The organism is Streptomyces albireticuli (assembly GCF_021228125.1).
In the GTDB taxonomy this organism is placed as follows: domain Bacteria; phylum Actinomycetota; class Actinomycetes; order Streptomycetales; family Streptomycetaceae; genus Streptomyces; species Streptomyces albireticuli.
This window is the reverse complement of the sequence record NZ_JAJQQS010000015.1, coordinates 191,675-213,175: the sequence shown is the minus strand read 5'-3', so window position 1 is coordinate 213,175 and position 21,501 is coordinate 191,675. Positions and strand designations below refer to the sequence as shown.

The 21,501-nt window shown below is 73.8% G+C and carries 20 protein-coding genes; 10 read left to right on the top strand and 10 right to left on the bottom strand.

Features of this window, described 5'->3' with window-relative positions; all coding sequences use genetic code 11:
* Positions 1–101: 101 nt before the first annotated feature.
* Entirely contained in the window at positions 102–305 is a 204-nt protein-coding gene (locus LUZ64_RS25775) for a cold-shock protein (protein ID WP_095580875.1), read from the bottom strand.
* A gap of 187 nt (positions 306–492) precedes the next feature.
* Here LUZ64_RS25775 and LUZ64_RS25770 point away from each other — a divergent pair, with 187 nt between their 5' ends.
* Positions 493–735, top strand: a complete 243-nt coding sequence (locus tag LUZ64_RS25770; protein WP_143593081.1) for a DUF6372 family protein — start codon at positions 493–495, stop codon at positions 733–735.
* A gap of 151 nt (positions 736–886) precedes the next feature.
* Here the strand turns inward: LUZ64_RS25770 and LUZ64_RS25765 are convergent, their stop codons facing one another.
* A complete protein-coding gene (locus LUZ64_RS25765) occupies positions 887–1,429 on the bottom strand; it encodes a hypothetical protein (RefSeq protein ID WP_095580874.1) in 543 nt (180 codons plus the stop codon).
* Positions 1,430–1,810: 381 nt separating this feature from the next.
* Here LUZ64_RS25765 and LUZ64_RS25760 point away from each other — a divergent pair, with 381 nt between their 5' ends.
* The 3 genes from LUZ64_RS25760 (at position 1,811) to LUZ64_RS25750 (ending at position 4,596) form a co-directional block, all read left to right on the top strand.
* The gene (locus LUZ64_RS25760; RefSeq protein ID WP_095580873.1) at positions 1,811–2,710 is read left to right on the top strand and encodes a LysR family transcriptional regulator; all 900 of its coding nucleotides are present in this window, start codon (positions 1,811–1,813) and stop codon (positions 2,708–2,710) included.
* Positions 2,711–2,881: 171 nt separating this feature from the next.
* A complete protein-coding gene (locus LUZ64_RS25755) occupies positions 2,882–3,967 on the top strand; it encodes an S-(hydroxymethyl)mycothiol dehydrogenase (protein WP_095580872.1) in 1,086 nt (361 codons plus the stop codon).
* On the top strand, positions 3,964–4,596 hold the full coding sequence (locus LUZ64_RS25750; RefSeq protein ID WP_095580871.1) for an MBL fold metallo-hydrolase: 633 nt from the start codon (positions 3,964–3,966) through the stop codon (positions 4,594–4,596). The genes LUZ64_RS25755 and LUZ64_RS25750 overlap by 4 nt, the downstream gene beginning before the upstream one ends.
* 88 nt (positions 4,597–4,684) lie before the next feature.
* On the opposite strand, the gene LUZ64_RS25745 is transcribed toward LUZ64_RS25750, so the two are convergent.
* The gene (locus tag LUZ64_RS25745) at positions 4,685–5,437 is read right to left on the bottom strand and encodes an SDR family oxidoreductase (RefSeq protein WP_095580870.1); all 753 of its coding nucleotides are present in this window, start codon (positions 5,435–5,437) and stop codon (positions 4,685–4,687) included.
* 187 nt (positions 5,438–5,624) lie between these two features.
* On the opposite strand from LUZ64_RS25745, the gene LUZ64_RS25740 reads away from it, so the two are divergent.
* Complete coding sequence (locus LUZ64_RS25740; protein ID WP_170116712.1) at positions 5,625–6,461, top strand: hypothetical protein; 837 nt, start codon at positions 5,625–5,627, stop codon at positions 6,459–6,461.
* A gap of 263 nt (positions 6,462–6,724) precedes the next feature.
* Here the strand turns inward: LUZ64_RS25740 and asnB are convergent, their stop codons facing one another.
* The 4 genes from asnB to LUZ64_RS25720 all read right to left on the bottom strand — a co-directional run bounded on the left by asnB (position 6,725) and on the right by LUZ64_RS25720 (position 12,484).
* Positions 6,725–8,578 carry an asparagine synthase (glutamine-hydrolyzing) gene (gene asnB, locus LUZ64_RS25735; protein WP_095580869.1) on the bottom strand — a complete coding sequence of 618 codons (1,854 nt, stop codon included), beginning with the start codon at positions 8,576–8,578 and terminating at the stop codon, positions 6,725–6,727.
* An 89-nt stretch (positions 8,579–8,667) separates the two neighbouring features.
* Positions 8,668–10,152, bottom strand: a complete 1,485-nt coding sequence (locus LUZ64_RS25730) for an MFS transporter (RefSeq protein ID WP_095580868.1) — start codon at positions 10,150–10,152, stop codon at positions 8,668–8,670.
* Between the two features lie 128 nt (positions 10,153–10,280).
* Positions 10,281–10,718: a hotdog fold thioesterase gene (locus LUZ64_RS25725; protein WP_372478744.1), complete on the bottom strand. Its 438-nt coding sequence runs from the start codon at positions 10,716–10,718 to the stop codon at positions 10,281–10,283.
* Between the two features lie 26 nt (positions 10,719–10,744).
* Positions 10,745–12,484 (bottom strand): class I adenylate-forming enzyme family protein, encoded by a 1,740-nt coding sequence (locus LUZ64_RS25720; protein WP_095581829.1) that lies wholly within the window; start codon positions 12,482–12,484, stop codon positions 10,745–10,747.
* Between the two features lie 490 nt (positions 12,485–12,974).
* On the opposite strand from LUZ64_RS25720, the gene LUZ64_RS25715 reads away from it, so the two are divergent.
* From LUZ64_RS25715 to fabG, 5 genes are all read left to right on the top strand, one after another.
* A complete protein-coding gene (locus tag LUZ64_RS25715) occupies positions 12,975–14,843 on the top strand; it encodes an AMP-binding protein (protein WP_232398819.1) in 1,869 nt (622 codons plus the stop codon).
* Positions 14,840–15,973: a beta-ketoacyl synthase N-terminal-like domain-containing protein gene (locus LUZ64_RS25710; RefSeq protein ID WP_095581828.1), complete on the top strand. Its 1,134-nt coding sequence runs from the start codon at positions 14,840–14,842 to the stop codon at positions 15,971–15,973. Before LUZ64_RS25715 ends, LUZ64_RS25710 begins: the two co-directional genes overlap by 4 nt.
* The gene (locus LUZ64_RS25705) at positions 15,970–16,974 is read left to right on the top strand and encodes a beta-ketoacyl synthase N-terminal-like domain-containing protein (RefSeq protein ID WP_095581827.1); all 1,005 of its coding nucleotides are present in this window, start codon (positions 15,970–15,972) and stop codon (positions 16,972–16,974) included. The genes LUZ64_RS25710 and LUZ64_RS25705 overlap by 4 nt, the downstream gene beginning before the upstream one ends.
* A gap of 139 nt (positions 16,975–17,113) precedes the next feature.
* On the top strand, positions 17,114–17,386 hold the full coding sequence (locus tag LUZ64_RS25700; RefSeq protein ID WP_095581826.1) for an acyl carrier protein: 273 nt from the start codon (positions 17,114–17,116) through the stop codon (positions 17,384–17,386).
* The gene (gene fabG / locus LUZ64_RS25695) at positions 17,383–18,168 is read left to right on the top strand and encodes a 3-oxoacyl-ACP reductase FabG (protein ID WP_232398817.1); all 786 of its coding nucleotides are present in this window, start codon (positions 17,383–17,385) and stop codon (positions 18,166–18,168) included. The genes LUZ64_RS25700 and fabG overlap by 4 nt, the downstream gene beginning before the upstream one ends.
* Positions 18,169–18,311: 143 nt before the next feature.
* Here the strand turns inward: fabG and LUZ64_RS25690 are convergent, their stop codons facing one another.
* The 3 genes from LUZ64_RS25690 to LUZ64_RS25680 all read right to left on the bottom strand — a co-directional run bounded on the left by LUZ64_RS25690 (position 18,312) and on the right by LUZ64_RS25680 (position 21,325).
* A complete protein-coding gene (locus LUZ64_RS25690) occupies positions 18,312–19,484 on the bottom strand; it encodes an aromatic ring-hydroxylating oxygenase subunit alpha (RefSeq protein ID WP_095581772.1) in 1,173 nt (390 codons plus the stop codon).
* 19 nt (positions 19,485–19,503) lie between these two features.
* On the bottom strand, positions 19,504–20,226 hold the full coding sequence (locus LUZ64_RS25685) for a VC0807 family protein (RefSeq protein ID WP_232398815.1): 723 nt from the start codon (positions 20,224–20,226) through the stop codon (positions 19,504–19,506).
* Between the two features lie 115 nt (positions 20,227–20,341).
* Positions 20,342–21,325 (bottom strand): hypothetical protein, encoded by a 984-nt coding sequence (locus tag LUZ64_RS25680; protein WP_095581773.1) that lies wholly within the window; start codon positions 21,323–21,325, stop codon positions 20,342–20,344.
* Between the last annotated feature and the right edge of the window lie 176 nt (positions 21,326–21,501).

Below are 21,501 nucleotides of genomic sequence, written 5' to 3'. Positions count from 1 at the left end.
CGGGGTCCGGGGCGGAGCCCCGGGTCGGGAAGGGGCGGGGCTGGGGAAAGGCCCCGCGCAGCGGCACCCCGCCCTCACCCCCCACCCCCACCGCACAACCCCTACTCCGGAACGACACGCTCCGCCTGCGGCCCCTTCGGCCCCTGCGTCACCTCATAGCTGACGGCCGCGTTCTCCTCCAAGGACTTGTACCCCGACCCCTCGATGGCCGAGAAGTGGACGAAGACGTCCGGCCCCCCGTCGTCCTGCTCGATGAACCCGAAGCCCTTGTCGGCGTTGAACCACTTCACCCTGCCTGTTGCCATCCGTCGTCCCGTTCCGTGAAACACGTGCCACGGCGCAGCGTGGGGGCGCGCGCCGACCGGGATCCGCCCTTCGGACCCCGGCGCACCGAACTTTCCCGCCGGGGACCGGACGTATGTGCCCCTTCACCCACTCGGACCAGCCCCGCTTGCCCTCGCCGGTGACGGGCCGAGGGTCCACAATGGCGCCATGGCCCCCTTCGGAAGCCTGCGGCACGGCCGCGCCCCGTCTCCGATGATCGCTTCGACGGAACAGACGGAGCCGTGCCACTGCATGTGCGCCGTGGCCCACCGGGGAAGGCACGTCTGCTCCGAGGACGCCTACCCGGACCTGCTCCTGACCCTGCGGCTGCCCGCCGTGGGCGAGGTGTCCTTCCCCGTCTGCGAGGGCTGCTACGAGGCCGCGACCGCGCGGTCCGCCCCTCGCCTCTGAACCGCCCGCCCCTGGACGCGCCCAGGCCCGGCCAGGGTGTTCCTGGCCGGGCCGGACCTCAAGGCTGTGTGCTGCTGTGGTACGCGACCGCCGACGCGTTCAGCAACGCGGCGCGGTCCGGTGCCTGATCAGCTCCGGGGTGTGCGGGTGTTCAGTGTGCCGCCGCCGGAGTGCCGGGGGTCGCGCAGGTGATGTCGGTGCCGCCCACGGGGAAGAGGCCCGACTTGTTGAGCTGGCCGCCCTGGTACTCGTAGTAGAGGTAGGTGTAGAACTCGATCCGCCGGCTCGGGCCGCAGGCCGAGTCCGCGCCGACCTTGTAGGTCAGGGTGACGGTGCGGCTGGCGCCCGGCAGGACGGGGACGTTGTAGCTCACGGCGCCGCTCTGCTTCGTCGCGACGGTGCAGGAGGACGTGTCGCCGGTGCACGCGTCGAAGGCGTACTTCAGGCCGGGGTCCGAGGTGGTGGTGTACGTCGGCTGGATCGACTGGTACACGAACTGGGAGTTCGTGGTCTGGTCGTTGGTGAAGGTGAGCTTGATGGTGACGGTCGAGCCCGGCGTCGCGGACTGCTTGTCGACGGTGATGGTCATCGGCGGGGTGTCGGCGGCGGAGGCCGGTCCGGCCAGGCCCAGGAGGGCGACGACGAAGGCGAGGATCGCGGACAGGCTCAGCCGTCCCAGTGTTGTTCTGCGCATGGCGAGGGACTGTAGACACGAACGGCCACTTCTGGCTGCACCCACCGAACAGGACCGGCCAAGACCACTGGGCGCCATGGGGCCTACGGAGCTGGTGTGAGCCAGGTGACACTGTTGCCGCTCTGTTGCGAGTTGGCCGGGAAGTGCTCCTGCACACCCTTGAGGAGGGGGCGCGGAGAGGTCATGAAGGGGACACGGAGGGGGCGTGGAGGTGTCGTGGAGAGGCTCGGCGGGCCCACGGCGGGGCGCGACGAGCGGGCCCGGCCGCGCGCGGCGGCGGGCCGGGCCGCCCACCGGTGCGGACCCGTCGTGAAGGCGCGCCCGCCCGGCGCGCGGCCTCGGAATCCAGCACCCCCCATCCAGCACCTACCATGCTGAATCATGGAACTCAGACACCTCGAGCACTTTGTGGCCGTCGCCGAGGAGCAGCACTTCACCCACGCCGCCGAGCGGCTGCGCGTGGCCCAGTCCGGGGTGTCGGCGTCGGTGCGGGCGCTGGAGCGGGAGCTGGGCGCGGAGCTGTTCCTGCGCACCACCCGGCGGGTGGGGCTCACCGACGCCGGGCGGGCGCTGCTGGTCGAGGCGCGGCGCACGCTGGCCTGCGCCGCCGCCGCCAGGGAGGCGGTCGCCGCCGTGCAGGGGCTGATGGGCGGGAAGCTCTCGGTCGGCACCGAGCAGTGCATGGGCACGGTCGACGCGGCGGCGCTGCTGGCCGCCTTCCACGCCAAGCACCCGCAGGTGGAGATCCATATGGAGCAGGCGGGTTCCGGGCGGCTGCTGGAGCAGGTGCGGCGCGGCGAGCTCGACGTGGCCTTCGTGGTGCACGACGGCTCCCATGAGGGCGTACGCCTGCGCGGGGTCGCCGCGGAGCCCCTGATGCTGCTGTGCCGGGCGGACCATCCGCTGGCCGGCGTGGGCGGGCCGGTGCCGCCCGCTCAGCTGGGCGGCGAGGTCTTCGTCGACCTGCATCCCGACTGGGGCGCGCGGCGCGCGGCGGACCTGGCCTTCGCGGACGCCGGGGTGGCCCGGAAGGTGGCGCTCCAGGTGAATGACGTCTATACGCTGCTCGATCTGGTGTCCCGGGGCCTGGGGGCGGCGGTCGTGCCCCGGCCCGTGACGTTCAAGGAGCAGGCGCGCGGGCTGAGCGCGGTCCCGCTGGACAGTCCGACGTCCTGGCAGGTGGCGGTCGCGGTGCCGGCGGCCGGTCAGCCGACCGCGGCGGCCAGGGCCTTGCTGGCGATGCTGGAGGAGCGGGGGCCGACGGCCCTGCCCGCGGACTGATCGAGGAACCGCCGGGACGGACCAGGAGAACGATCAAGGAACGGTCCCATGGATTGATCGGATCGGCTGCTGAATGTGATCGGGTTGGGATGTTGGACAGCGACTGTCCGGCGGCGCAGAGTGGAGGGCGGCTCCACCGGAGCGACCGGAGAGAAAGGCAGGCTGTCCCCCATGGCGCAAGAAGTACGCGGTGTCATCGCCCGAGGCAAGGGCGAACCCGTCCGGGTCGAGACGATCGTGGTGCCGGACCCCGGACCCGGCGAGGCCGTGGTGAAGATCCAGGCCTGCGGGGTGTGCCACACCGATCTGCACTACCGCGAGGGCGGCATCAACGACGAGTTCCCCTTCCTCCTAGGCCATGAGGCCGCGGGCGTGGTGGAGTCGGTCGGCGCCGGTGTGACCGAGGTGGCCCCCGGCGACTTCGTGATCCTCAACTGGCGCGCGGTCTGCGGGCAGTGCCGGGCCTGTCTGCGCGGCCGCCCCTGGTACTGCTTCAACACGCACAACGCCGAGCAGCGGATGAGGCTCACGGACGGCACCGAGCTCTCCCCCGCCCTGGGCATCGGCGCCTTCGCGGAGAAGACCCTGGTGGCCGCCGGGCAGTGCACCAAGGTCGACCCCGCAGCGTCGGCCGCCGCCGCCGGTCTGCTCGGCTGCGGCGTGATGGCCGGTCTCGGCGCGGCGATCAACACCGGTGCGGTCGGACGCGGCGACACGGTCGCGGTGATCGGCTGCGGCGGCGTGGGCAGCGCGGCGATCGCGGGCGCGCGGCTGGCCGGCGCCTCGAAGATCATCGCCGTGGACATCTCCGACGGCAAGCTGGAGACGGCCAAGTCGATGGGCGCCACACACACCGTCAACTCCCGCTCCACCGACGGCGTCGAGGCGATCCGCTCGCTCACCGGCGGCTTCGGCGCGGACGTGGTGATCGACGCGGTGGGCCGCCCGGAGACCTACGAGCAGGCCTTCTACGCCCGTGACCTGGCGGGCACCGTGGTCCTGGTCGGTGTGCCCACGCCGGAGATGAAGCTGGAGCTGCCGCTGCTGGACGTCTTCGGGCGCGGCGGCTCGCTGAAGTCCTCCTGGTACGGCGACTGCCTGCCGTCCCGCGACTTCCCGATGCTGATCGACCTCTACCTCCAGGGACGGCTCGACCTCGACGCGTTCGTCAGCGAGACGATCGCCCTGGACGAGGTCGAGGAGGCCTTCCACCGCATGGAGAAGGGCGAGGTCCTGCGTTCGGTGGTGCTGCTGTGACGACCGCTCGTATCGAACACCTGGTGACGTCCGGCACCTTCGCCCTGGACGGCGGGGTGTGGGACGTCGACAACAACGTCTGGCTCGTGGGCGACGACCACGAGGTCGTCGTGATCGACGCGGCCCATGACGCCGCCGCGATCGAGAAGGCGGTGGGCGGCCGCCGGCTGGTGGCGATCGTGTGCACGCACGCGCACAACGACCACATCGGCGCCGCCCCCGAGCTCGCGGCCCGTACGGGCGCGCCGGTCCTGCTCCACCCCGCCGAGCGCGAGCTGTGGGACCGTACGCACCCCGGGACGGCCCCCGACGGCGAGCTCGCGGACGGCGGGACGCTCACCGTCGCCGGCACGGAGCTGACCATGCTGCACACCCCGGGCCACTCCCCCGGCGGCGTCTGCCTGTACGCGCCCGCGCTGGGCACGGTCTTCACCGGCGACACCCTCTTCCACGGCGGGCCGGGCGCGACGGGGCGGTCCTTCTCGGACTTCCCCACCATCATCGACTCGATCCGGGACCGGCTGCTGACGCTGCCGCCGGAGACCGTCGTGCGCACCGGCCACGGCGACACCACCACGATCGGGGCCGAGGCCCCGGCCCTGGCGGACTGGATCGCCCGGGGGCACTGAGAGCCTCCGGACGCCCGGGGACGCGCGCGGTCGCCGCCGTGCGCGTCCCCGGACCGGTGTCACCACGCGCGGCTCCACCCCGGCGGGGTCAGCGCAGCGCGTACCCCCCGTCGGGGTAGAGCGTCGAGCCCGTCATAAAGGTGTTGGTGAAGAGGAAGAGCACCGCGTCGGCGACCTCGCCCTCGGTGCCCGTCCTGCGGAGCAGCGCGTCCCGCTCGTACTGCGCGAAGCTCGCCTCCCGCGCCGCCTCCGGGCGGCCCGCCCAGAGGTTCCCGTCGATCGTCCCGGGCGAGACGACGTTGACGCGTGCGGGCGCGAGTTCCACGGCGAGCCCCCTGCCGAGCCCCTCGATCGCCGCGTTGCACGCCACGTAGGCGGGGGCCGCGGCGGGCGGCCGGACGCTCGCCGCGCCGGCCATCAGGACCACCGACCCGTCGGGCGCCAGCTTGGGCGCCGCGTGCTTCACCGCGTGGTACTGCCCCCAGAACTTCGACACGAACGGGCTCTCGGCCTCGGCGTCGGTCAACTCCCGCATGGGGCCCACCTGATAGGTGGCGGCGGGCGTGAAGAGGTGGTCGATCCGCTCGACCCCCGCGAAGAAGGCGGCCAGCGACTCCTTGTCGGTGTTGTCGACCACGGCCCAGCGCGCGGCGTCCCCGAGCGACTCCGCCGCCCGGCCCAGCTTCTCCTCGCTCCGGCCGCCGAGCGTCACCCGGGCTCCGGCGGCGACGGCGCGGCGCGCCACCTCCAGGCCGATGCCGGAACTCCCGCCGACGATGACGACGTCACGGCCCTGGAGCGAGGCGGCGCCGGTCCCGCCGCGGGTACGGGGAGAGGTCATGCGCGGAGTCCCTTCGGTGCGTCGGGGCGGGGCGGAAGCGCCGTCGCCGTCCCGGAGAACCCCGGCGACGATCTTCGGATTCCCGGATCCCCGATCCGCTCCGTACAGCCCGGTGGCCATGGTGCACGGGAATCACTAGCGTGAGGAGTGACGGGAGCAGCTCTCAGGGGCGAGAGGACGCGCACGCATGACGCAGACGCCGGGTGCCGGGATGACCTCCTTCGACGAGATCTACGACCGGCCCGACCCCCGGGGTTACTTCCAGGCGCTCGGACCGTGGGAATACCAGACGCCGCACCACGCCCAGGACGTCTTCCGGCGCCTGGCCGCCGCCTGCGGAGGCCCGTCGGCCACGGTGGTGGACCTCTGCTGCTCGTACGGCGCCAACGCCGCGCTGCTCAACCATGACGTGACCCTGGCCGACCTGTACGCCCGCTACACCTCGGCGGCGGCCGCCGGGCTCACCACCGCCGAACTGATCGAGGCGGACCGGGCGTTCTACGCGGAGCGGCGCCGGTCCGGCGCGTCCCGGACGGTCGGCCTGGACATCGCCGCGAACGCCGTGCGCTACGGGCGCGCCGTGGGCCTGCTGGACGCGGGGTTCGCCGTGAACCTGGAGACGACGCCGCCGGATCCGGAGCTGCGGCGGGAACTGCGCGGCACCCGGCTGCTGACCATCACCGGCGGGGCGAGCTTCCTCACCGGCCGGAGCCTCGGCGCCGTGCTCGACCACGCGGACGGCCCGGTGTGGGTGGCCGCGTTCGTCCTGCGGACCTATCCCTACCGGCCGGTCGCGAGCGCCCTGGCCGCGCGCGGCCTGCGCACGGAGAAGCTCACCACCCGGACCTTCCCGCAGCGGCGGTTCACCGGCCCCGACGAGCAGCGGTACGCCGTGAAGGCGGTGGCGGCGGCCCGTGAGGACCCCCGTGGGCGGGAGACCGAGGGCTGGTTCCACACCGCGCTGTACGTGTCCCGGCCGACGGCGGAGGCGGAGGCGGAGCCGCTGGCGAAGCTTCTGGCGTGACAGGCTGATTCGCCCTGCCGGGGCGTGGGCCGGCAGGGCGAATCAAGGGTGGGACAGCGTCAGCTCTCGTCGGTGACGGCGCCACCTGTGGCGACCGCGCTACCCCCGCATGTCAGGCGGACGAAGAAGTTTCCACTAAAGTAGGGGCTGGGGGACCATTCACCGTTGCACCGGACGTGAGACTGCCACCTGGTTCCGTTACACGTGATCGCCCACGACTTGTCGTCCAACGTGCCTCCGCTGCGTACGGGCCCCGCCCCGACTCAGATCTCCGACGCCACGTCATGCCTCCGCAGCCAGAAGTCCAGCGCGAGCACCAGCTCCGTACCGGTACGGAAACCCGGCGCCGGGTCGTCCGCGGTGGCCGCCGCGAGGGACGGGCCGTCGAGCAGGGCGCGGACCGGCGCGTCGGGCCCGGAGGTGGCGCGCTTCAGGGCGGTGCGCAGCCCTTCGAGGTAGTGCGGGTCGCGGGTGGTCGGGTAGGGGGCCTTGACGCGGTCGGCGATCTCGGGCGGGAGGAGGTCGCGGGTGGCGGCGCGCAGCAGGGACTTCTCCCGGCCGTCGAAGGTCTTCATCGCCCAGGGGGTGTTGAACACGTACTCGACCAGGCGGTGGTCGCAGAACGGCACCCGGACCTCCAGACCGACGGCCATGCTCGCCCGGTCCTTGCGGTCGAGCATCCACTGCACGAAACGGGTGAGATGCAGATAGCCGATCTCGCGCATGCGCCGTTCGACAGGTGGCGCGCCGTCGAGGTGCGGCACCTCGGCGAGGGCCTCGCGGTAGCGGTCGGCGCGGTAGCCCGCGAGGTCGATCTTCTCCAGGAGGCCGCGGTCGAGGAGGGACTCGCCGGGACCGCTGCCGGGGCCGGAGATGCCGGTGCCGAAGGGCGGGGCGAGCCAGGGGAAGGTGCCGGCGGCGACGGAGTCGGGGTGGTGGAACCAGCGGTAGCCGCCGAAGACCTCGTCGGCCGACTCACCGGAGAGGGCGACGGTGCACTGCTCGCGGACGGCCTTGAAGAGGAGGTAGAGCGAGGTGTCGCCGTCGCCCAGATCGAAGGGCAGGTCGCGGGCGCGCATCACGGCCTCGCGGGCCTCGGTGCCGAGGAGGGCGCTCGGCTCGAGGGTGACGACGCGGTGGTCGGCGCCCACGTGGCGGGCGAGGGCCTCGGCGAAGGGCGTGTCGGGGGTGCCGCGCCAGTCGTCGGCGCGGAAGTCCCGGGCGTGCCGGGCGAAGTCGAGGGCGAAGGACCGTACGGGCCCGCCGCCGGTGGCGGTGCGGTGGCGGGCGGCGAGCGCGGTGATGACACTGGAGTCCAGGCCGCCGGAGAGGAGCGTGCCGACGGGCACGTCGGCGACCAGCTGCCGGCCGATGATGTCCTCCAGCAGGTCCCGTACGTGGGTGACGGTGGCGCCGAGGCCGTCGGTGTGCTCGCGGGCCTCCAGGGCCCAGTAGCGGCGCAGCCCGCTGCCGGTGCGCCCGACGCGCAGGGTGTGGCCGGGCGGAAGTTCGTACATGCCCTTGTAGACGGCGTGTCCGGGGGTCTTGGTGAAGGCGACGAGCTCGGCGAGCCCTTCGGCGTCGACGGCGGCCCGGGCCGCCGGGTTGGCGAGGATCGCCTTGGGCTCGGAGCCGAAGAGGACGCCGTCGGCGAGCGGGTAGTAGTAGAGCGGCTTGACGCCCATGCGGTCGCGTACCAGGAGGAGTTCCTCGGTGCGGGTGTCCCAGAGGGCGAAGGCGTACATGCCGTTGAGGCGCTCGGTGAGTCCCTCGCCCCATTCGAGGTAGGCGTGCAGCACGACCTCGGTGTCGCTGCTCGTGCGGAAGGTGTGGCCGCGTGCGGTGAGTTCGCGGCGCAGCTCCCGGAAGTTGAAGACCTCGCCGCTGTAGGTGAGGGAGACGAGGGTGCGCCCGTCGTGGGCGAAGGTCATGGGCTGGGCGCCGCCGTCGGGGTCGATGACGGCGAGCCGGCGGTGCCCGAGGGCGGCGCGGCCGTCCCGCCACAGGCCGTGGGCGTCCGGGCCGCGGCACGCCATGGTGCCGGTCATCGCGTCGGCCGTCGCGGCCGTGACGGGTCGCGCCGGGTCGTACGAGACCCATCCCGCTATTCCACACATGGCGTGCTGTCTCCTTCGCTCTGCCTCTTGAGGGGTGGGGGTGCGGTCCCCGGTGTGCGGGGACCTCACCCCGCGGAAGGGCCGGCGGGTCAGACGTGCGCGGCCGGGACGTCCGCGCTCCGAGCGGCGCCCGGGCCGGTGAAGCGCCTGAACGTCCAGGTCATCCACATCACGACGAGGACCATGGCGACGCTGATCGCGGTGGCCCAGCCCATGGCCGTGGCCCAGCCGGCGGAAGTGGCCTCATGGCCGGCGACGGCGAAGAACACCGCGCCGATGACGGCCACGCCGGCGGCGCTCGCGAACTGCTGGGTGGTGGTGAGGATGCCGGAGGCGATGCCCGCGTCCTGAGGCCGTACGCGCATCAGCGCGGCCCCGAACAGGGCGGGGAGCACCACGCCGTTGCCCGCGCCGATCAGGCACAGGCAGGCCACGATCCAGGGCAGTCCGGTGTCGGGGCCGGCGGTGAAGAGCCGCACGGCGAGGGCGATCAGGCCGAGGGCGATGACCCCGCTGCTGACGACGAGGGCGCTCATGCCCCACCGGTCGGTGAGCCGGCCGCCGATCATGGAGGTGGCGGTGAAGAGGACGCCCATCGGGGAGAAGACCAGGCCCGCCTGGAACGGGCCGAGGTCCAGCCCGGACTGGAGGAGCAGGGTCAGGGTGAACATGAAGCTGCCGAAGTAGACCATGAACGCGACGCTCGCGACCACGCCGCCGCGGAAGGAGGGGCTGCGGAACAGCGGGAAGACGAGCACGGGGTCGCCGCCCCGGGCCCCGAGCCGCCGCTCCCAGCGCAGGGTCACCAGGGCGACGGGGACGGCCAGCGCCATGCTGATCCACGTCCACACGGGCCAGTCGGAGCTGTGGCCCATGGTCAGCGGGACCAGGAGCAGGGCGAGGGCGAGGGAGACGCCGAAGGCGCCGACGGGGTCGAGGCCGACGCGCCGGGTGTGGGTGCGGGCGGGCAGCACGCGCATCGCGGCGGCGGCGATGACCACGCAGAAGGGCACGTTGATCAGGAAGATGGTGCGCCAGCCCAGGCCGGCGAAGTCGGCGGCGATCAGGGCGCCGCCGAGCACCTGGCCGGCGATGGAGCCGAGGCCGGCCGCGGCGCCGTACCAGGCCATCGCGCGGGGCTTCTTCTCGTCGGGGAAGTCGGCCGTGACGACGGCGAGCACCTGCGGGACCATCACCGCGCCGGCCAGGCCCTGGGCCAGCCGGGCGACGATGAGCTGTTCGGGGTTGACGGCGATGCCGCAGAGCAGGGAGGTGATCCCGAAGGCGATCGTGCCGATGACGAAGAGCCGGCGGTAGCCGTATTTGTCCCCCAGCCGGCCCCCGGTGATCATGCCTGCCGCGTAGGCGAAGGCGTAGCCGCCGACGACGAGTTCGAGGGCCGCGGGTCCGGCGTGGATGCTCGTCTCCAGCGACGGCGCGGCGACGTTCACCACGAAGAAGTCGAACTGGGCGAAGAACATGGCCGACAGCAGTACGAGGAGGACGGGGCCGGTGCGCAGGGACGGGGGCGTGGTCTTGCCCGCCACGGTGGGCGGGGCGAGTTGGTCGGTCATGGGACTCCTCGGCGCCGGCGCGTACGGCGTGCGGCGCGGTTTGCGGACCTGTGGTCGGTCGGTACGGGGTGGTGGACGGAGGGGTGGAGCAGGGGGCCGCCCCGGCGGGGGTGCGCGCCCGGGGGGTGTCACGGGCGGCGTCTCCTCCCGTGGATGGCGCAGGTGACGCGGGAGGTGCACAGCCGGCGGCCGCCGTCGTCGGAGATGACGACCTCGTAGGTGGCCGCCGTGTCACCGAGGTGGAGTGCGGTCGCGACGCCGGTGACGGTTCCGCCGCGTACGGCCCGGTGGTGGGTGGCGTTGATGTCGACGCCGACGGCGATGTGCCCGTCCCCCGCGTGCAGCACCGCGCCGATGGAGCCGAGGGACTCGGCGAGGACGACCGAGGCCCCGCCGTGCAGCATGCGGTAGAGCTGGGTGTTCCCGGCGACGGGCATGGTGGCGACCAGCCGGTCCGGGGAGGCTTCGAGGAAGGTGATGCCCATCCGGCCGGCGAGGGTGCCGGCGCCCGCGGCGTTGATCCGGGCGACAGGGTCCTCGGACGGCGCGGGGAGGAAGCCGGTGATGCCGGTGGGGCCGGCGGGCGCGGCGGTCACCGGGGGACCACCGGTGCGGGCACGTCGGCGGTGGTGGCGACGGCCTCGGGGTCGGCCGGGCGGTAGGTCCGGAGGGAGACGTACTTCTCGCGCAGCTGCCGCTTGAGGACCTTGCCGGTGGGCCCGAGCGGGAGATCGGCCGGTGAGGCGGCGATCTCCAGCAGGGCGAGGCGGGGCTGGCCTATCCGGTCGAGGACGGCGTTGGCCCGGCGCAGCAGGTCCACGGCGTCCCGGGCGGGCGGCGCGCCGCCGTTCCCGCCGGCCGCGCGGTCGTACAGGCGGACGAGGGCGACGGGTACGGTCCGGTCGTGGTCGTGGCCCGCGACGACGGCGCAGTCGGCGACCTCGTCGAGGCCGAGCAGGAGCTCCTCCTCCATCAGCGCGGAGTAGCCGTCCCCGGCCTCGGTGCGGATCCGGTCGACGGCGCGGTCGACGTGGAAGAAGTCGCCTTCCTCGGTGCGGTGGACGAGGTCGCCGGAGAGCCAGTATCCGGCGAGGGTGGAGCGGTAGGTGGTGTCGGAGTCGTTCCAGTAGCCGCGGGCGATGGAGTCGCCGCGCACGCCGAGCAGGCCGACCTCGCCCGGGTCCGCGTGGCTGCCGTCCTCGCGCAGGACGGCGACCTCGGAGATCGGTACGCGCCGGCCGAGGTGGCGGGCGCGGGGCGGGCTGTCCGGGGTGATCACGCGGCGCAGCGCCGCCCAGCCGAGCTCGGAGGAGCCGAGGCCGTCGTCGATGACCGAGCCGGGCACGGTGGTGTCGCCGGTCCTGGTGCGGCCGAGCCGCATGAGCTTGCGCATATGGGCGTCGTGGCCGCAGTCGCCGAGGTTCAGCCACACCTCGACGGAGCCGAAGGCGGCCGGGTCGGGGTCACGGGTGGCCAGGTCGGTCAGGGCCTCGTTGAAGGCGAGGACGACGGTGGGCCGGTAGGTGGCGCAGCCGCGGGCGAGGCCGGGGCCGGTGGGGTCGGACCAGCCGACGGTGGGGAGTCCGGCGAGGAGGGAGTAGAAGGTGAAGGCGATGGCGCTGGAGTGGGACTGGGGGAAGGCCGCCAGGGCGAGGGAGCCGGCCGGCTCGGGCTGGTGCGCCAGCCGGTAGAGGGCGCCGGCGACGCTCTGCCGGTGGGTCCAGACCACGGGCTTGGGGTTGCCGGTGGTGCCGGAGGAGTGGCAGATGACGACCGGGTCCTCGGCACCGTGGCGGTACTCGGCGCCGGCGGGCGGGGTGCGGTTGCCGAGGATGCCGACGTCCTGGCGGGTGCGGGTCCAGCGGACGACGGGGAGTTCGCGCTCGCGGCCCGCGAAGAGGGCGAGCCGGGGGGCGTCGGTGTAGATGCCGACGGGGGCGGTGCGGCGGATGAGGCCGAGGGCGAGTTCGGGTTTCATCCGGCCGTTGATGAGCACCGCGATGGCGCCGATGCGGGCCAGGGCCGCGAGCTGGAGGTGGTCCTCGAAGGAGTCCTCAAGGTAGACGGCGACGCGGTCGCGGGGGCGGACGCCCTGGTCGTGGTACCAGGCCGCCCAGGCGTCGGCCAGCGCGTCGAGCTGGCGGAGGCTGAACTCCGACTGCTGCCAGCCCTCGGTGTTGAGGAGCGGGATGTCCGCGGCGATCAGCGGCAGGTCGGCGGCCGGGTTGAGCGCGGCGGCCACGCGCCACGCGTTGCCGCCGCCGAGGCCCGGGTGGTCCACGAGGCTCAGGCGGGCCTCCGGGGTCAGCAGAGTGCGTGAAGTGAGGGGCATCATTCACCTGGCTTCTGTCGGGAAGTACGGAACCGCGGAATCGCGGGGCGGCGCGACTACGGGAACTCCTCGGCACGTCGTTCGGGAGTTCCGGGGCCCGGGTGCGGAAAGGGCTCTGCCGTTGCTTTTCCGTTGCTTGCCCGGCCGCTCCGGAACCTCACGGTCCGCCGGTGGTGCCCGCCGACAAGCGAAGTTATCCGCGCCGGGCCGGGCACGGCCACCGGCCGGTCCATAGCCCGTCAAGTCCGCCCGCCAGAAGGTGTTTTCTCCCTCTCCCACCAGGCAGGACGTCCTGGGCGAGGGTTCCGCCCCGGCTCCCGGCCCCGGGGCTCCGAGGACCTGACGTACTGCCCCGCCGTCCCTTCGATACCGGAATTCCGTCTCGCTAGTGTCGGGAAAAGTCCTCCGGAGAGCTCCGGATCGCTATGACCGGTCCGTGCCCACTCGACAGGGCCCGATAAAGCCGACAAGGCCGATAAGGAGTACACCCGTGCGGAATTCCGACGCCGGTGACCGGCTTCGCGAAATAGTGGCGTGCGTTCTCGAGCTGGATGTGCGGGACGTACCGGCCGACGCCTCGTTCCACCAGGAGCTCAAGGTGGATTCCCTGGAGAAGGTCGAGATCGCGGCGCGCATCGAGCAGACCTTCGGCGTCGCGCTCACCGACGAGGAGACGGCGGCGGTCGACAGCGTGCGGGACGCGGCGGCCCTGCTGGCGGCGAAACGCGCCGACGCGGCCGCGGCCTTCCCGGATTCCCCGGCGCGTTCCCCGGCGGGCCCCCCGCCTCGTCAGGACGCCTCCGCCTCGCCGGCCGCCCCCGCCGGCCGCCCGTCACTGACGGACCGTCTGCTGGGCGTCCATCTGGCGGCGGGCCACGGCGACCGGACCGCCTATGCGGATCCCGACGCCGGCGAGGTGTCGTACGCGCGGCTCCACCGGGCGGCACGGGGCTACGCCGGGGCGCTGCGGGCGCGCGGCGTGCCGCCCGGCGTCCGTGGTCTGATCGTCGCCGAGGACTCGGTGGCCACCGCCGTGGCCGTGCTGGGCCTGTGGTGGCACGGCTGTGTGCCGGTTCCGGTGAGCCCGCTGCACTCCGACGCGGACCTGCGGTTCATCGCCGGGGACTGCGCGGCGGCCCTGGTCCATCTGGACGTCGGCGCGGCCCGGGAGCGCTCCTTGGAGGAGGCGTTCGCAGGCCTGTCCCGGTTCACGGGCGAGGGGGTGCGGGAGGGGCTGCGCACCGGCCGGGCGACCGACGCCCACCGGCCGGGCGGCACGGCACCCGCCGCCGCGCGGCCCGTCGACCGGGAGGCGCTGGTCCAGTACACCTCGGGCAGCACCGGCCGCCCGAAGGGCGTACGCCACTCCGCGGCCGGGATCACCGCCATGCTCGACGGGTTCGGCGAGGTGATGGGCCTGCGCCCGGACGACGTGGTGCTGTCCACCGCCCGGATGTCCTTCGGCTACGGCTTCGGCAGCTCCGTACTGTGCACCCTGGCCGCCGGGGCGAGCGCCGTCCTCCTGCGCGGCGCCGTCGACCCGCGCGCGGTCGCCGCCGCCCTGCGCCGCCACCGCCCGACCGTGCTGTGCTCGGTGCCCCGCCTGTACGCGGGACTGCTCGACACGCTCCCGTCGCCCGGCGACGAGGTGACCGGACGACTGCGGCTGTGCCTGACCGCCGGCGAGAACTGCCCGGCCGGGCTCAGCCTGCGCGTGCAGGAGGCCTTCGGCGCGCGGGTGATGAACTGCCTCGGCGCCACCGAGGTGATGCACGTCGCCGTCGCCACCCCGGCCGCGCCGCCCATGCACGGCCTCGCGGGCCTGCCCGTCCCCGGGGTGACCGTGACCGTCCGCGACGACCGCGGCGTACCGGTGCCGGACGGCACGGACGGCCGGCTGCACATCGGCGGGCCCACGGTCTCCCTCGGCTACGTCGGCCGCGCCGACGCCGGCGGTGCCACCTTCGCCGACGGCGGCGCGTACACCGGCGACCTGGTCCGGCGGAACCCCGACGGCGGCATCGTCTACCTCTGCCGCGCCGACGACGTCCTCAACCTCGGCGGTTACAAGGTCGTGCCCGGCGAGATCGAGGACGTGGTCCGCTCGATCGACGGCGTCACGGACTGCGTGGTGGTCGGCACCCCCGACCGGCACGGCCTCCAGCACTCCGTGGCCTTCACCGTGACCGCGGAGGGCGCCGACCGGGAGGCCGTACGGCGGGCCATCCGCGCCTCGGTCCGCTCCCGGCTCGCGCCCTACAAGCGTCCGAGCCGCTTCGAGTTCGTCGACGTCCTGCCCGCGACGGCCACCGGCAAGCTGGCCGCCTACAAGCTCCGTGAGCGGGTGGGGCGGTCATGAGCCGGGACATCGTCGGCATGGGGGCGGTCGCGAGCATCGGCTCCACACCCGAGGAGATCTTCGACTCGCTGTGCGCGGGCCGTACCGGGCTGGCCGGCCTCCGGGCCTTCGACACCACGAAGTACCGGGCGAAACGGGCGTACGAGATCGACGACCGGGCCCGGCCCGGTGCGGACGAACCGGGCCGCGCGACCCGTTGGCTGAAGGCGGCCGTCGGCCGGGCCCTGGCCGACGCGGGCCACCCCGGCGACCTCGCGGACGTGCCCGTCCTCGTCGGCACCACGCTCCAGGAGCAGCGCAGCGCCGAGCTGTGGTGGAAGGAGGGCACCCCGCTCGACACCGCCGGCCTGCACTTCGGCACCGCGCTGCGGGAGACCTTCGGCGCCACCCGCACCTATACCTTCGCCAACGCCTGCGCGGCCTCCCTCTACGCACTGGCCATGGCCACGGACCTGATCGAGGCGGGCGAGGCCGACACCGTCGTCGTCGCGGGCACGGACGCCCTCGGCGAGAGCGCCTTCGGCACCCTGGACCGGGTGCAGAACGACGTCCCCGAGGCACTGCGCCCCTTCGACCGTTCGCACAAGGGCATGCTGATGGGCGAGGGCGCCGTGGCCGTGGTCGTACGGCGTGCCGCCGCCCCCGGGCAGCGGGTGTACGCCCGGCTGCGGGCCGTCGGCGTGAACTGCGACGCCCACCACCCGACGGCCCCCGACCCGGCGGGCATCACCCGCGTGCTGCGGGACGCCTACCGGCGCGCCGGGGTGGGGCCGGAGGACATCGACCTGGTCATGCTGCACGGCAGCGGCACCCCGAAGAACGACACGACCGAGGCCGGGGTCCTCTCGGCGCTCTTCGAGCCCGGCGCCGGGCCCCTGATGACCGCCGTCAAGTCGATGACGGGGCACACGCTGGGCGGTTCGGGGCTGCTGAGCCTGGTCATGGCGGTGCTGGCCACCCGGCGGGGCACCGTGCCGCCGGTGCTCGGGCTCACCGACCCCGTGCCGGAGGCCGCCGGGCTCCGGCTCGTCCGGCACCAAGCGGCGGCCGCCCGGATCGGCATCGCCCAGGTCGACGCGTTCGGCTTCGGCGGGATCAACGCGGTGGCGATCCTGGAGGCGGCACGATGAGGCGCGACGGACACGACGGCACGGCGGGTACGGAAAGGGCGGACGGGCGGCGGGCGGCGGCCCGGGAGGTCGTCGTCACCGGTGCGGGGCTCGCCGTGCCGGGGCTGACGCTGCCGGACGAGCTGCTCGGTGCCGTACGCGAGGGCGGCTTCGACCCGCACACCGGCCTGACCGGCCGCGAGATGCGCCACAAGGACCGCGGCTCCCGCCTCGCCCTGCGCGCCACCGAGCCCGCGCTGCGCGACGCCGGCCTGTACGGCGAGGACGGCTTCGGCGGCGACGGGGACACGACCGCCGTCCTGGTGTCCTCCAACTTCGGCATCCTGGACAGCGTCTGCGCGTTCACCGACATCATCGCCCGGGACACCGTGACCGGGCTGAGCCCGCTCGGCCTGCCGCAGACGTCGAGCAACGTCACGGCCGGCTCCGTCGCCATGCGGCACGGGCTGCGCGGGCCGAACATCACCCTGTGCAACGGCCCCACGAGCGGGCTCGACGCGGTGTACTGGGCGCGGGGCGTGATCGCCGCCGGGCGCGCGGAGACCGCCGTGGTGATCGGGGTGGAGCCCGCGGGCGACGCCGTCACCAAGCTGCTGGGCGCCCCGGTCCTCGACGGTGCCGTCGCCCTCGTGCTCGAGTCGCGTACGGGCGCGGAGGCACGCGGCGCGCGCGCCCGGGCCACGGTCGGCGGTTACGCGCGCGCGGCGGACCGGGCGGCGGCCGTGGCGGCCGTGACCTCCGGGCGCGCCGCGGGGCCGCCGGGTCTGTGGCTCACGGAGGGGGACGGCTCGCCCGCTCCCGGCCAGGGTCCCGTGCCCGGGGCGGCGGCCTTCGACCTCCAGGCCCGCCTGGGTCCGTGCGCCGGCGCGCTGGGCGTCCTCCAGTGCGCCGCCGCGGTCGCCCACTTCGACGCCGGCCGCGACGGCGCGGTCCTCGCCACCGCCGGGGGTGCGGGGGACGACGCGGTCGCGGCGCTCCTGCTGACCGGGCCGCGGGGCTGACCGTGGGTGCGGTACCCGGGGCCGCCTTCCGGGGCCGGGTGCCAGGCCCCTTACGACAGCCCCCTTCCGGCGGACCCCTTCCGGCAGACCTCTTCCGACAGCGCTTTCCTTACACCTGACGACGCATGAGGAGTCATCCATGTCCGTACAGCCCCAGTCCCCCGTCCTCGACGTCGAGGAGCTCCGGGCCGTCGTGGCCGGCGCGCTGGAACTGCCCGTGGAGGAGGTCACCGACGACGCCCGTTTCAAGGAGGACCTCGACGTCGACTCGCTGATCTCGCTGGAGATAGCGGTCCGCGTGGAGGAGCGCTTCGGCATCCGGATCGACGACGCGGAGCTCGCCGGACTCGGCTCGTTCCGGCGTGTGAGCGCGCTGGTACGGGACCGGGTCGGCGGGCGGTCCGCCGCATGAGCGCGCGGGCCGGCACGGCACCGGACGGCCGGGCCGGCGACCCGGCCGGGCGGCCGGCCGCCCTGGTGACGGGCGGCTCCCGGGGCATCGGCCGCGCCGTCGTCCTGCGGCTGGCCGAGGACGGCTTCGACGTCGCCTTCTGCTACCGCGCGCACTCCGACGAGGCCGACGCCACCGTCAAGGCGGCCGAGGCGGCCGGGGCCCGGGTCCTGGCCGTGCGGGCCGACGTCGCGGACGCCGGCCGGGCCCGCGCGTTCGTCGCCGAGGCGGCGCGGGAGCTGGGGCCGCCGGCGGCCGTGGTCACCTCGGCGGGCATCACCCGGGACCGGCCGCTGCCCCTGATGTCCGATCAGGAGTGGCACGAGGTGATCGACACCAACCTGCACGGCACGTACCACGTCTGCCGCGCGGCCGTCTTCCCGATGATGAAGCGGCGCGGGGGCGCGATCGTCACCCTGTCGTCCGTCGCGGGGCTCCACGGCAACGCGGCCCAGGCCAACTACGCCGCGTCGAAGGCCGGGATCATCGGCTTCACCCGCTCCCTCGCGAAGGAGGGCGGCAGGTACGGCGTCCGCGCGAACGTCGTCGCCCCCGGCCTGATCGCCACCGATATGACGGCGGAGCTGCCGGAGGCGGTGACGCGGCGCCATCTGGAGCGGATACCGCTGGGGCGGGCGGGGCGGGCGGAGGAGGTCGCGGACGTGGTGGCCTTCCTGGTGTCGGCGCGGGCGGGGTATGTGACGGGACAGGTGGTGGAGGTGAACGGGGGGCTGGGAGGGTAGGGGGTGTGCGGGGTCATGGGCGGGACGGCTTTCCCCTGACCGTCCCTTCCCGGGACCGGGGGCCGCAGGCTGGACACCAGCCTGCCCGGTGCCCGAGGAACCGGGGCTCGGGGCGGATCTCCCAGGGGCGGCGGGGCCCCCGTTCACAGCAGCCGTTCCGCCAGGTACCGCTGGAACTGCCACAGCGGGCGTTCCAGGTGGGAGAAGCGCCCGTTCGACGGCGCGGGGCGCGAGTTCAGGCCCCGCTGGACGCCCCGGATCGCGACCAGGTCCTCCTCCTGGATCAGTGTGAGCTGCCGGCGGACCTCCTCCAGGGAGTCGGTGAAGCCGGGCGCGCCCGACGCACCGGGCGGCACCAGCGCGGTCAGCCGGGCGTCGTGGCTGGCCGGGCCGGTCGGCAGCCAGCGGATCCAGACCGCGCTGTCGCGCAGGACCGCCAGCACGAACTGCGGGAAGATTCCGGCGATCAGCAGCCCCGGCGCTTCCTCGCCGTCCTCCGGCCGCCTCTCGCCGGGGGCGGCGGCGAAGGGGGTGAACATCGTGAACCAGCGCCCGTCGCAGGCGTCGACCCGGGTGTCCTTGCCCGGCAGGACGGGCTCCAGGGTGGCCGCGTGGGTGCCCATGTGGTGGTAGTTCTCCGAACCGTTCTCCACCGCCACCTTCCAGTTGGCCGGCACGTCCTCCCAGGCGAGGGTGACGACGCTCTCCCAGCGGTCGAGGCCGTAGCCGGCCAGGACCCGGTCCAGGCCGGCGAGTCCGGCGTCGGGCGAGGGCGCCCGGGGGTCGAGGCTGAGCAGGACGAAGCCGTTCCAGACCGCGAGGCGGTACGCCGGCAACCGGCAGGAGGCCCGCTCGAACTCGACGCCGTGCATCAGCGGCGCTCCGGCCAGCTGCCCCGCGTAGCGGCCGTTCAGCCGGTACGTCCAGGTGTGGTACGGGCAGACGAGCCGCTTCAGGCTGCCCTTGCCGGGGGTGTTCTCCGGTGGCAGGACGTCCATGAACCGGTGGCGGCACACCCGGGAGAGGGCGTGCAGCTCGCCGCCCTCGTCCCGGGTGATCACCAGGGGGGTGCCGAGCACGTCCAGCCGGAGGTAGCTGCCGGGCTCCGGGACCTCGTCGGCCCGGGCCACGCACAGCCACTCCTTCCGGAAGATCCGCTCGATCTCGCGGCCGTACCACTCGGGGGAGGTGTACGCCTCGGGCGGCAGGGTCTCGCCGCGTTCGAGGGGCAGCGCGGCGAGCCGTCGCAGCTCCTCCAGCAGCGCGGGCACCGGGGTGCCGCGGTGATGGCCCGTCATATCTGTGGCGTCCGTCATGACCGGGGACCTCGCTCTCTCATCGTGGGACCGCGGCCGGCCCGGGCGTCCGGGCGCCGAAGAGGGGCACGCCGTAGCGCCGTGCGCGGAAGCGGCTGTAGAGAAGGGTGACGACGGCGACCAGGCCGAGCAGGGCGAGCCCCTTGCCGCGGTTGAGCGCGGGCACGGCCTCCACCGGGCAGGTCAGGGCCACGAGCACGCCGATCGCGCAGTCGAGCACCTGGGCACCGCCCCACAGCGCCGTCAGGGCCGTGAGCCCGCCGCGCAGCGCCGGGGACGTGTGCCAGGCGGCCTCGCGTCCCTCGGCCGCGGCGGGCGTGGACCAGTACTGCGCGACCTGGAAGGCGAAGGGCCGGGCGGCGAGGAGCGAGCCCAGGATCCAGATCCCGGCGGCCACCGACAGGCTCGCGTCCTTGACCAGGAGCACCCGTGGGGTTCCGCTGAGCAGCGAGGTGACCACGCGCACCGCGAGCATGCCGATCACGAAGAGGTCGAAGCCGTCGGCCTCGCGCCGCCGGGCGAGCGTCCAGAGCACCCGCCCGGCCGGGACCGCGCCGCTGAGGGTGAGGGCCGGCAGCCGGCCGACCCCCTGGGACCGCAGACCGTAGAACACGGCGAGCGGGAGGACCACGTTGAAGCCGAGGGGGGCGGCCAGCGCCCTCCAGACCGGTGGTCCGTCCGCGGGGCCGTGACCTCGGGCCGTACGACCTTCCCGGCCCCCACAGCCGTTCGATGTCGTCATACCGAAAACGGTAGATCGGCATGACAGGGGATAAATCGGCGCACCGGGCGAGATTCCCGCCCGGTGCGCTACATCTCTCTACATCCTTCGGATGAGCCGGCGGCAGCCCTCCGGATCAGCGGATCACGACGGAGTTGTGCGACTGGAAGAGCCCGCACCACTCGCCGTACGGCCTGCGGTCGCAGGTGTACGGGTCGGTGATGACGCGGCCGGAGTTGTCGGTGTTACGGGCCGGGGTGCCGCCCGGCTTGTGGGCCCAGATGCCCCCGGGGTGCAGGCGGTACCAGTGGTAGTCGCGGAAGCCGCCCGGGAAGGTGCCGGTGACCAGCGCGAGGACATAGCGCAGCGAGCCGGGCGGCTGGCAGTTGCCCCAGACCCGCAGGCCGTCGCGCAGGGCGCCGGTGGCCACCTCGTTGCAGCGCACCGTGCCGGGGATGGTGTAGCCGTGGGCGCGACCGGGCTGGGCGAAGGTGTTGGTCCGCCGGTTGACCGCGAAGTTGTAGCAGTTGTTGTGCGGCTGGGTGTCGGGGCTGTTCCAGAAGGCCGGGTTGAACGGGGTCACGTCGTAGGCGCAGGCGAGCGCCGCCCCGTCGCCCAGCGAGGCTATCTGTCCCTCCGCCTCGACCGGGCCGTTGCCGTCGTCCTCGTCGTGGGGCTCGACGGTGGTGGCGCCGCCCGCGCCCTGCCGCGCGGTACGCCGGATCTCCTCGCACACGGATTCGAGGAACTCCTCCGGATAGCCGACGGTACCCGTGGCGTCCCCGGCGTCCCCCGTCTCCGGGGGGCCCGCCGACCCGGCCGCGGCGGCCGGCATGGTGCGCACCAGCCGTTCCGCGATCTCGGCGCCGGCGTAGGGGTCCAGGGCGCCGCCGCCCGCGAGCTCGAACCTCGGCGGCAGCCCCGCGGTGTCCAGGTCGTCGGTGAGCTCCACCTGGACGCCGCGGAAGCCCAGCCCGGTGTAGCCGCTGGCCACCTCGGCGACGGCGGCCCGGTTGCGCGCGACGAGCTCCAGCAGCTCGCGCACCTCGTCGGCGTCATGGATCTCCCACGACGGATTCGGGCGTCCGGAGAAGATATCGACGACCACACGGATTCCCATGGATTTTCCCCCTCGTGCATTTACCGGTCGGGCAGAAAAGCGGAACAGCGGCCGCCGAAGAGAGTGGCGGCCGCCGCGAAACACCTCGCTTTCTACTCCCGGCCCACCGGCCGGTCAAGCAGGGTCCGAGGGGAAAATTATTTCTACTCCCGGTACCGAAAAAATCAACAGAAACA

Bases quoted from the DNA above. Each gene is read 5' to 3' on its own strand.
- LUZ64_RS25765 (WP_095580874.1), bottom strand. From the start codon at position 1,429: ATGCGCAGAACAACACTGGGACGGCTGAGCCTGTCCGCGATCCTCGCC.
- LUZ64_RS25760 (WP_095580873.1), top strand. From the start codon at position 1,811: ATGGAACTCAGACACCTCGAGCACTTTGTGGCCGTCGCCGAGGAGCAG.
- LUZ64_RS25705 (WP_095581827.1), top strand. From the start codon at position 15,970: ATGAGGCGCGACGGACACGACGGCACGGCGGGTACGGAAAGGGCGGAC.
- LUZ64_RS25690 (WP_095581772.1), bottom strand. From the start codon at position 19,484: ATGACGGACGCCACAGATATGACGGGCCATCACCGCGGCACCCCGGTG.
- LUZ64_RS25770 (WP_143593081.1), top strand. From the start codon at position 493: ATGGCCCCCTTCGGAAGCCTGCGGCACGGCCGCGCCCCGTCTCCGATG.
- asnB (WP_095580869.1), bottom strand. From the start codon at position 8,578: ATGTGTGGAATAGCGGGATGGGTCTCGTACGACCCGGCGCGACCCGTC.
- LUZ64_RS25745 (WP_095580870.1), bottom strand. From the start codon at position 5,437: ATGACCTCTCCCCGTACCCGCGGCGGGACCGGCGCCGCCTCGCTCCAG.
- LUZ64_RS25685 (WP_232398815.1), bottom strand. From the start codon at position 20,226: ATGACGACATCGAACGGCTGTGGGGGCCGGGAAGGTCGTACGGCCCGA.
- LUZ64_RS25730 (WP_095580868.1), bottom strand. From the start codon at position 10,152: ATGACCGACCAACTCGCCCCGCCCACCGTGGCGGGCAAGACCACGCCC.
- LUZ64_RS25720 (WP_095581829.1), bottom strand. From the start codon at position 12,484: ATGCCCCTCACTTCACGCACTCTGCTGACCCCGGAGGCCCGCCTGAGC.
- LUZ64_RS25775 (WP_095580875.1), bottom strand. From the start codon at position 305: ATGGCAACAGGCAGGGTGAAGTGGTTCAACGCCGACAAGGGCTTCGGG.
- LUZ64_RS25710 (WP_095581828.1), top strand. From the start codon at position 14,840: ATGAGCCGGGACATCGTCGGCATGGGGGCGGTCGCGAGCATCGGCTCC.
- fabG (WP_232398817.1), top strand. From the start codon at position 17,383: ATGAGCGCGCGGGCCGGCACGGCACCGGACGGCCGGGCCGGCGACCCG.
- LUZ64_RS25680 (WP_095581773.1), bottom strand. From the start codon at position 21,325: ATGGGAATCCGTGTGGTCGTCGATATCTTCTCCGGACGCCCGAATCCG.
- LUZ64_RS25755 (WP_095580872.1), top strand. From the start codon at position 2,882: ATGGCGCAAGAAGTACGCGGTGTCATCGCCCGAGGCAAGGGCGAACCC.
- LUZ64_RS25740 (WP_170116712.1), top strand. From the start codon at position 5,625: ATGACGCAGACGCCGGGTGCCGGGATGACCTCCTTCGACGAGATCTAC.
- LUZ64_RS25700 (WP_095581826.1), top strand. From the start codon at position 17,114: ATGTCCGTACAGCCCCAGTCCCCCGTCCTCGACGTCGAGGAGCTCCGG.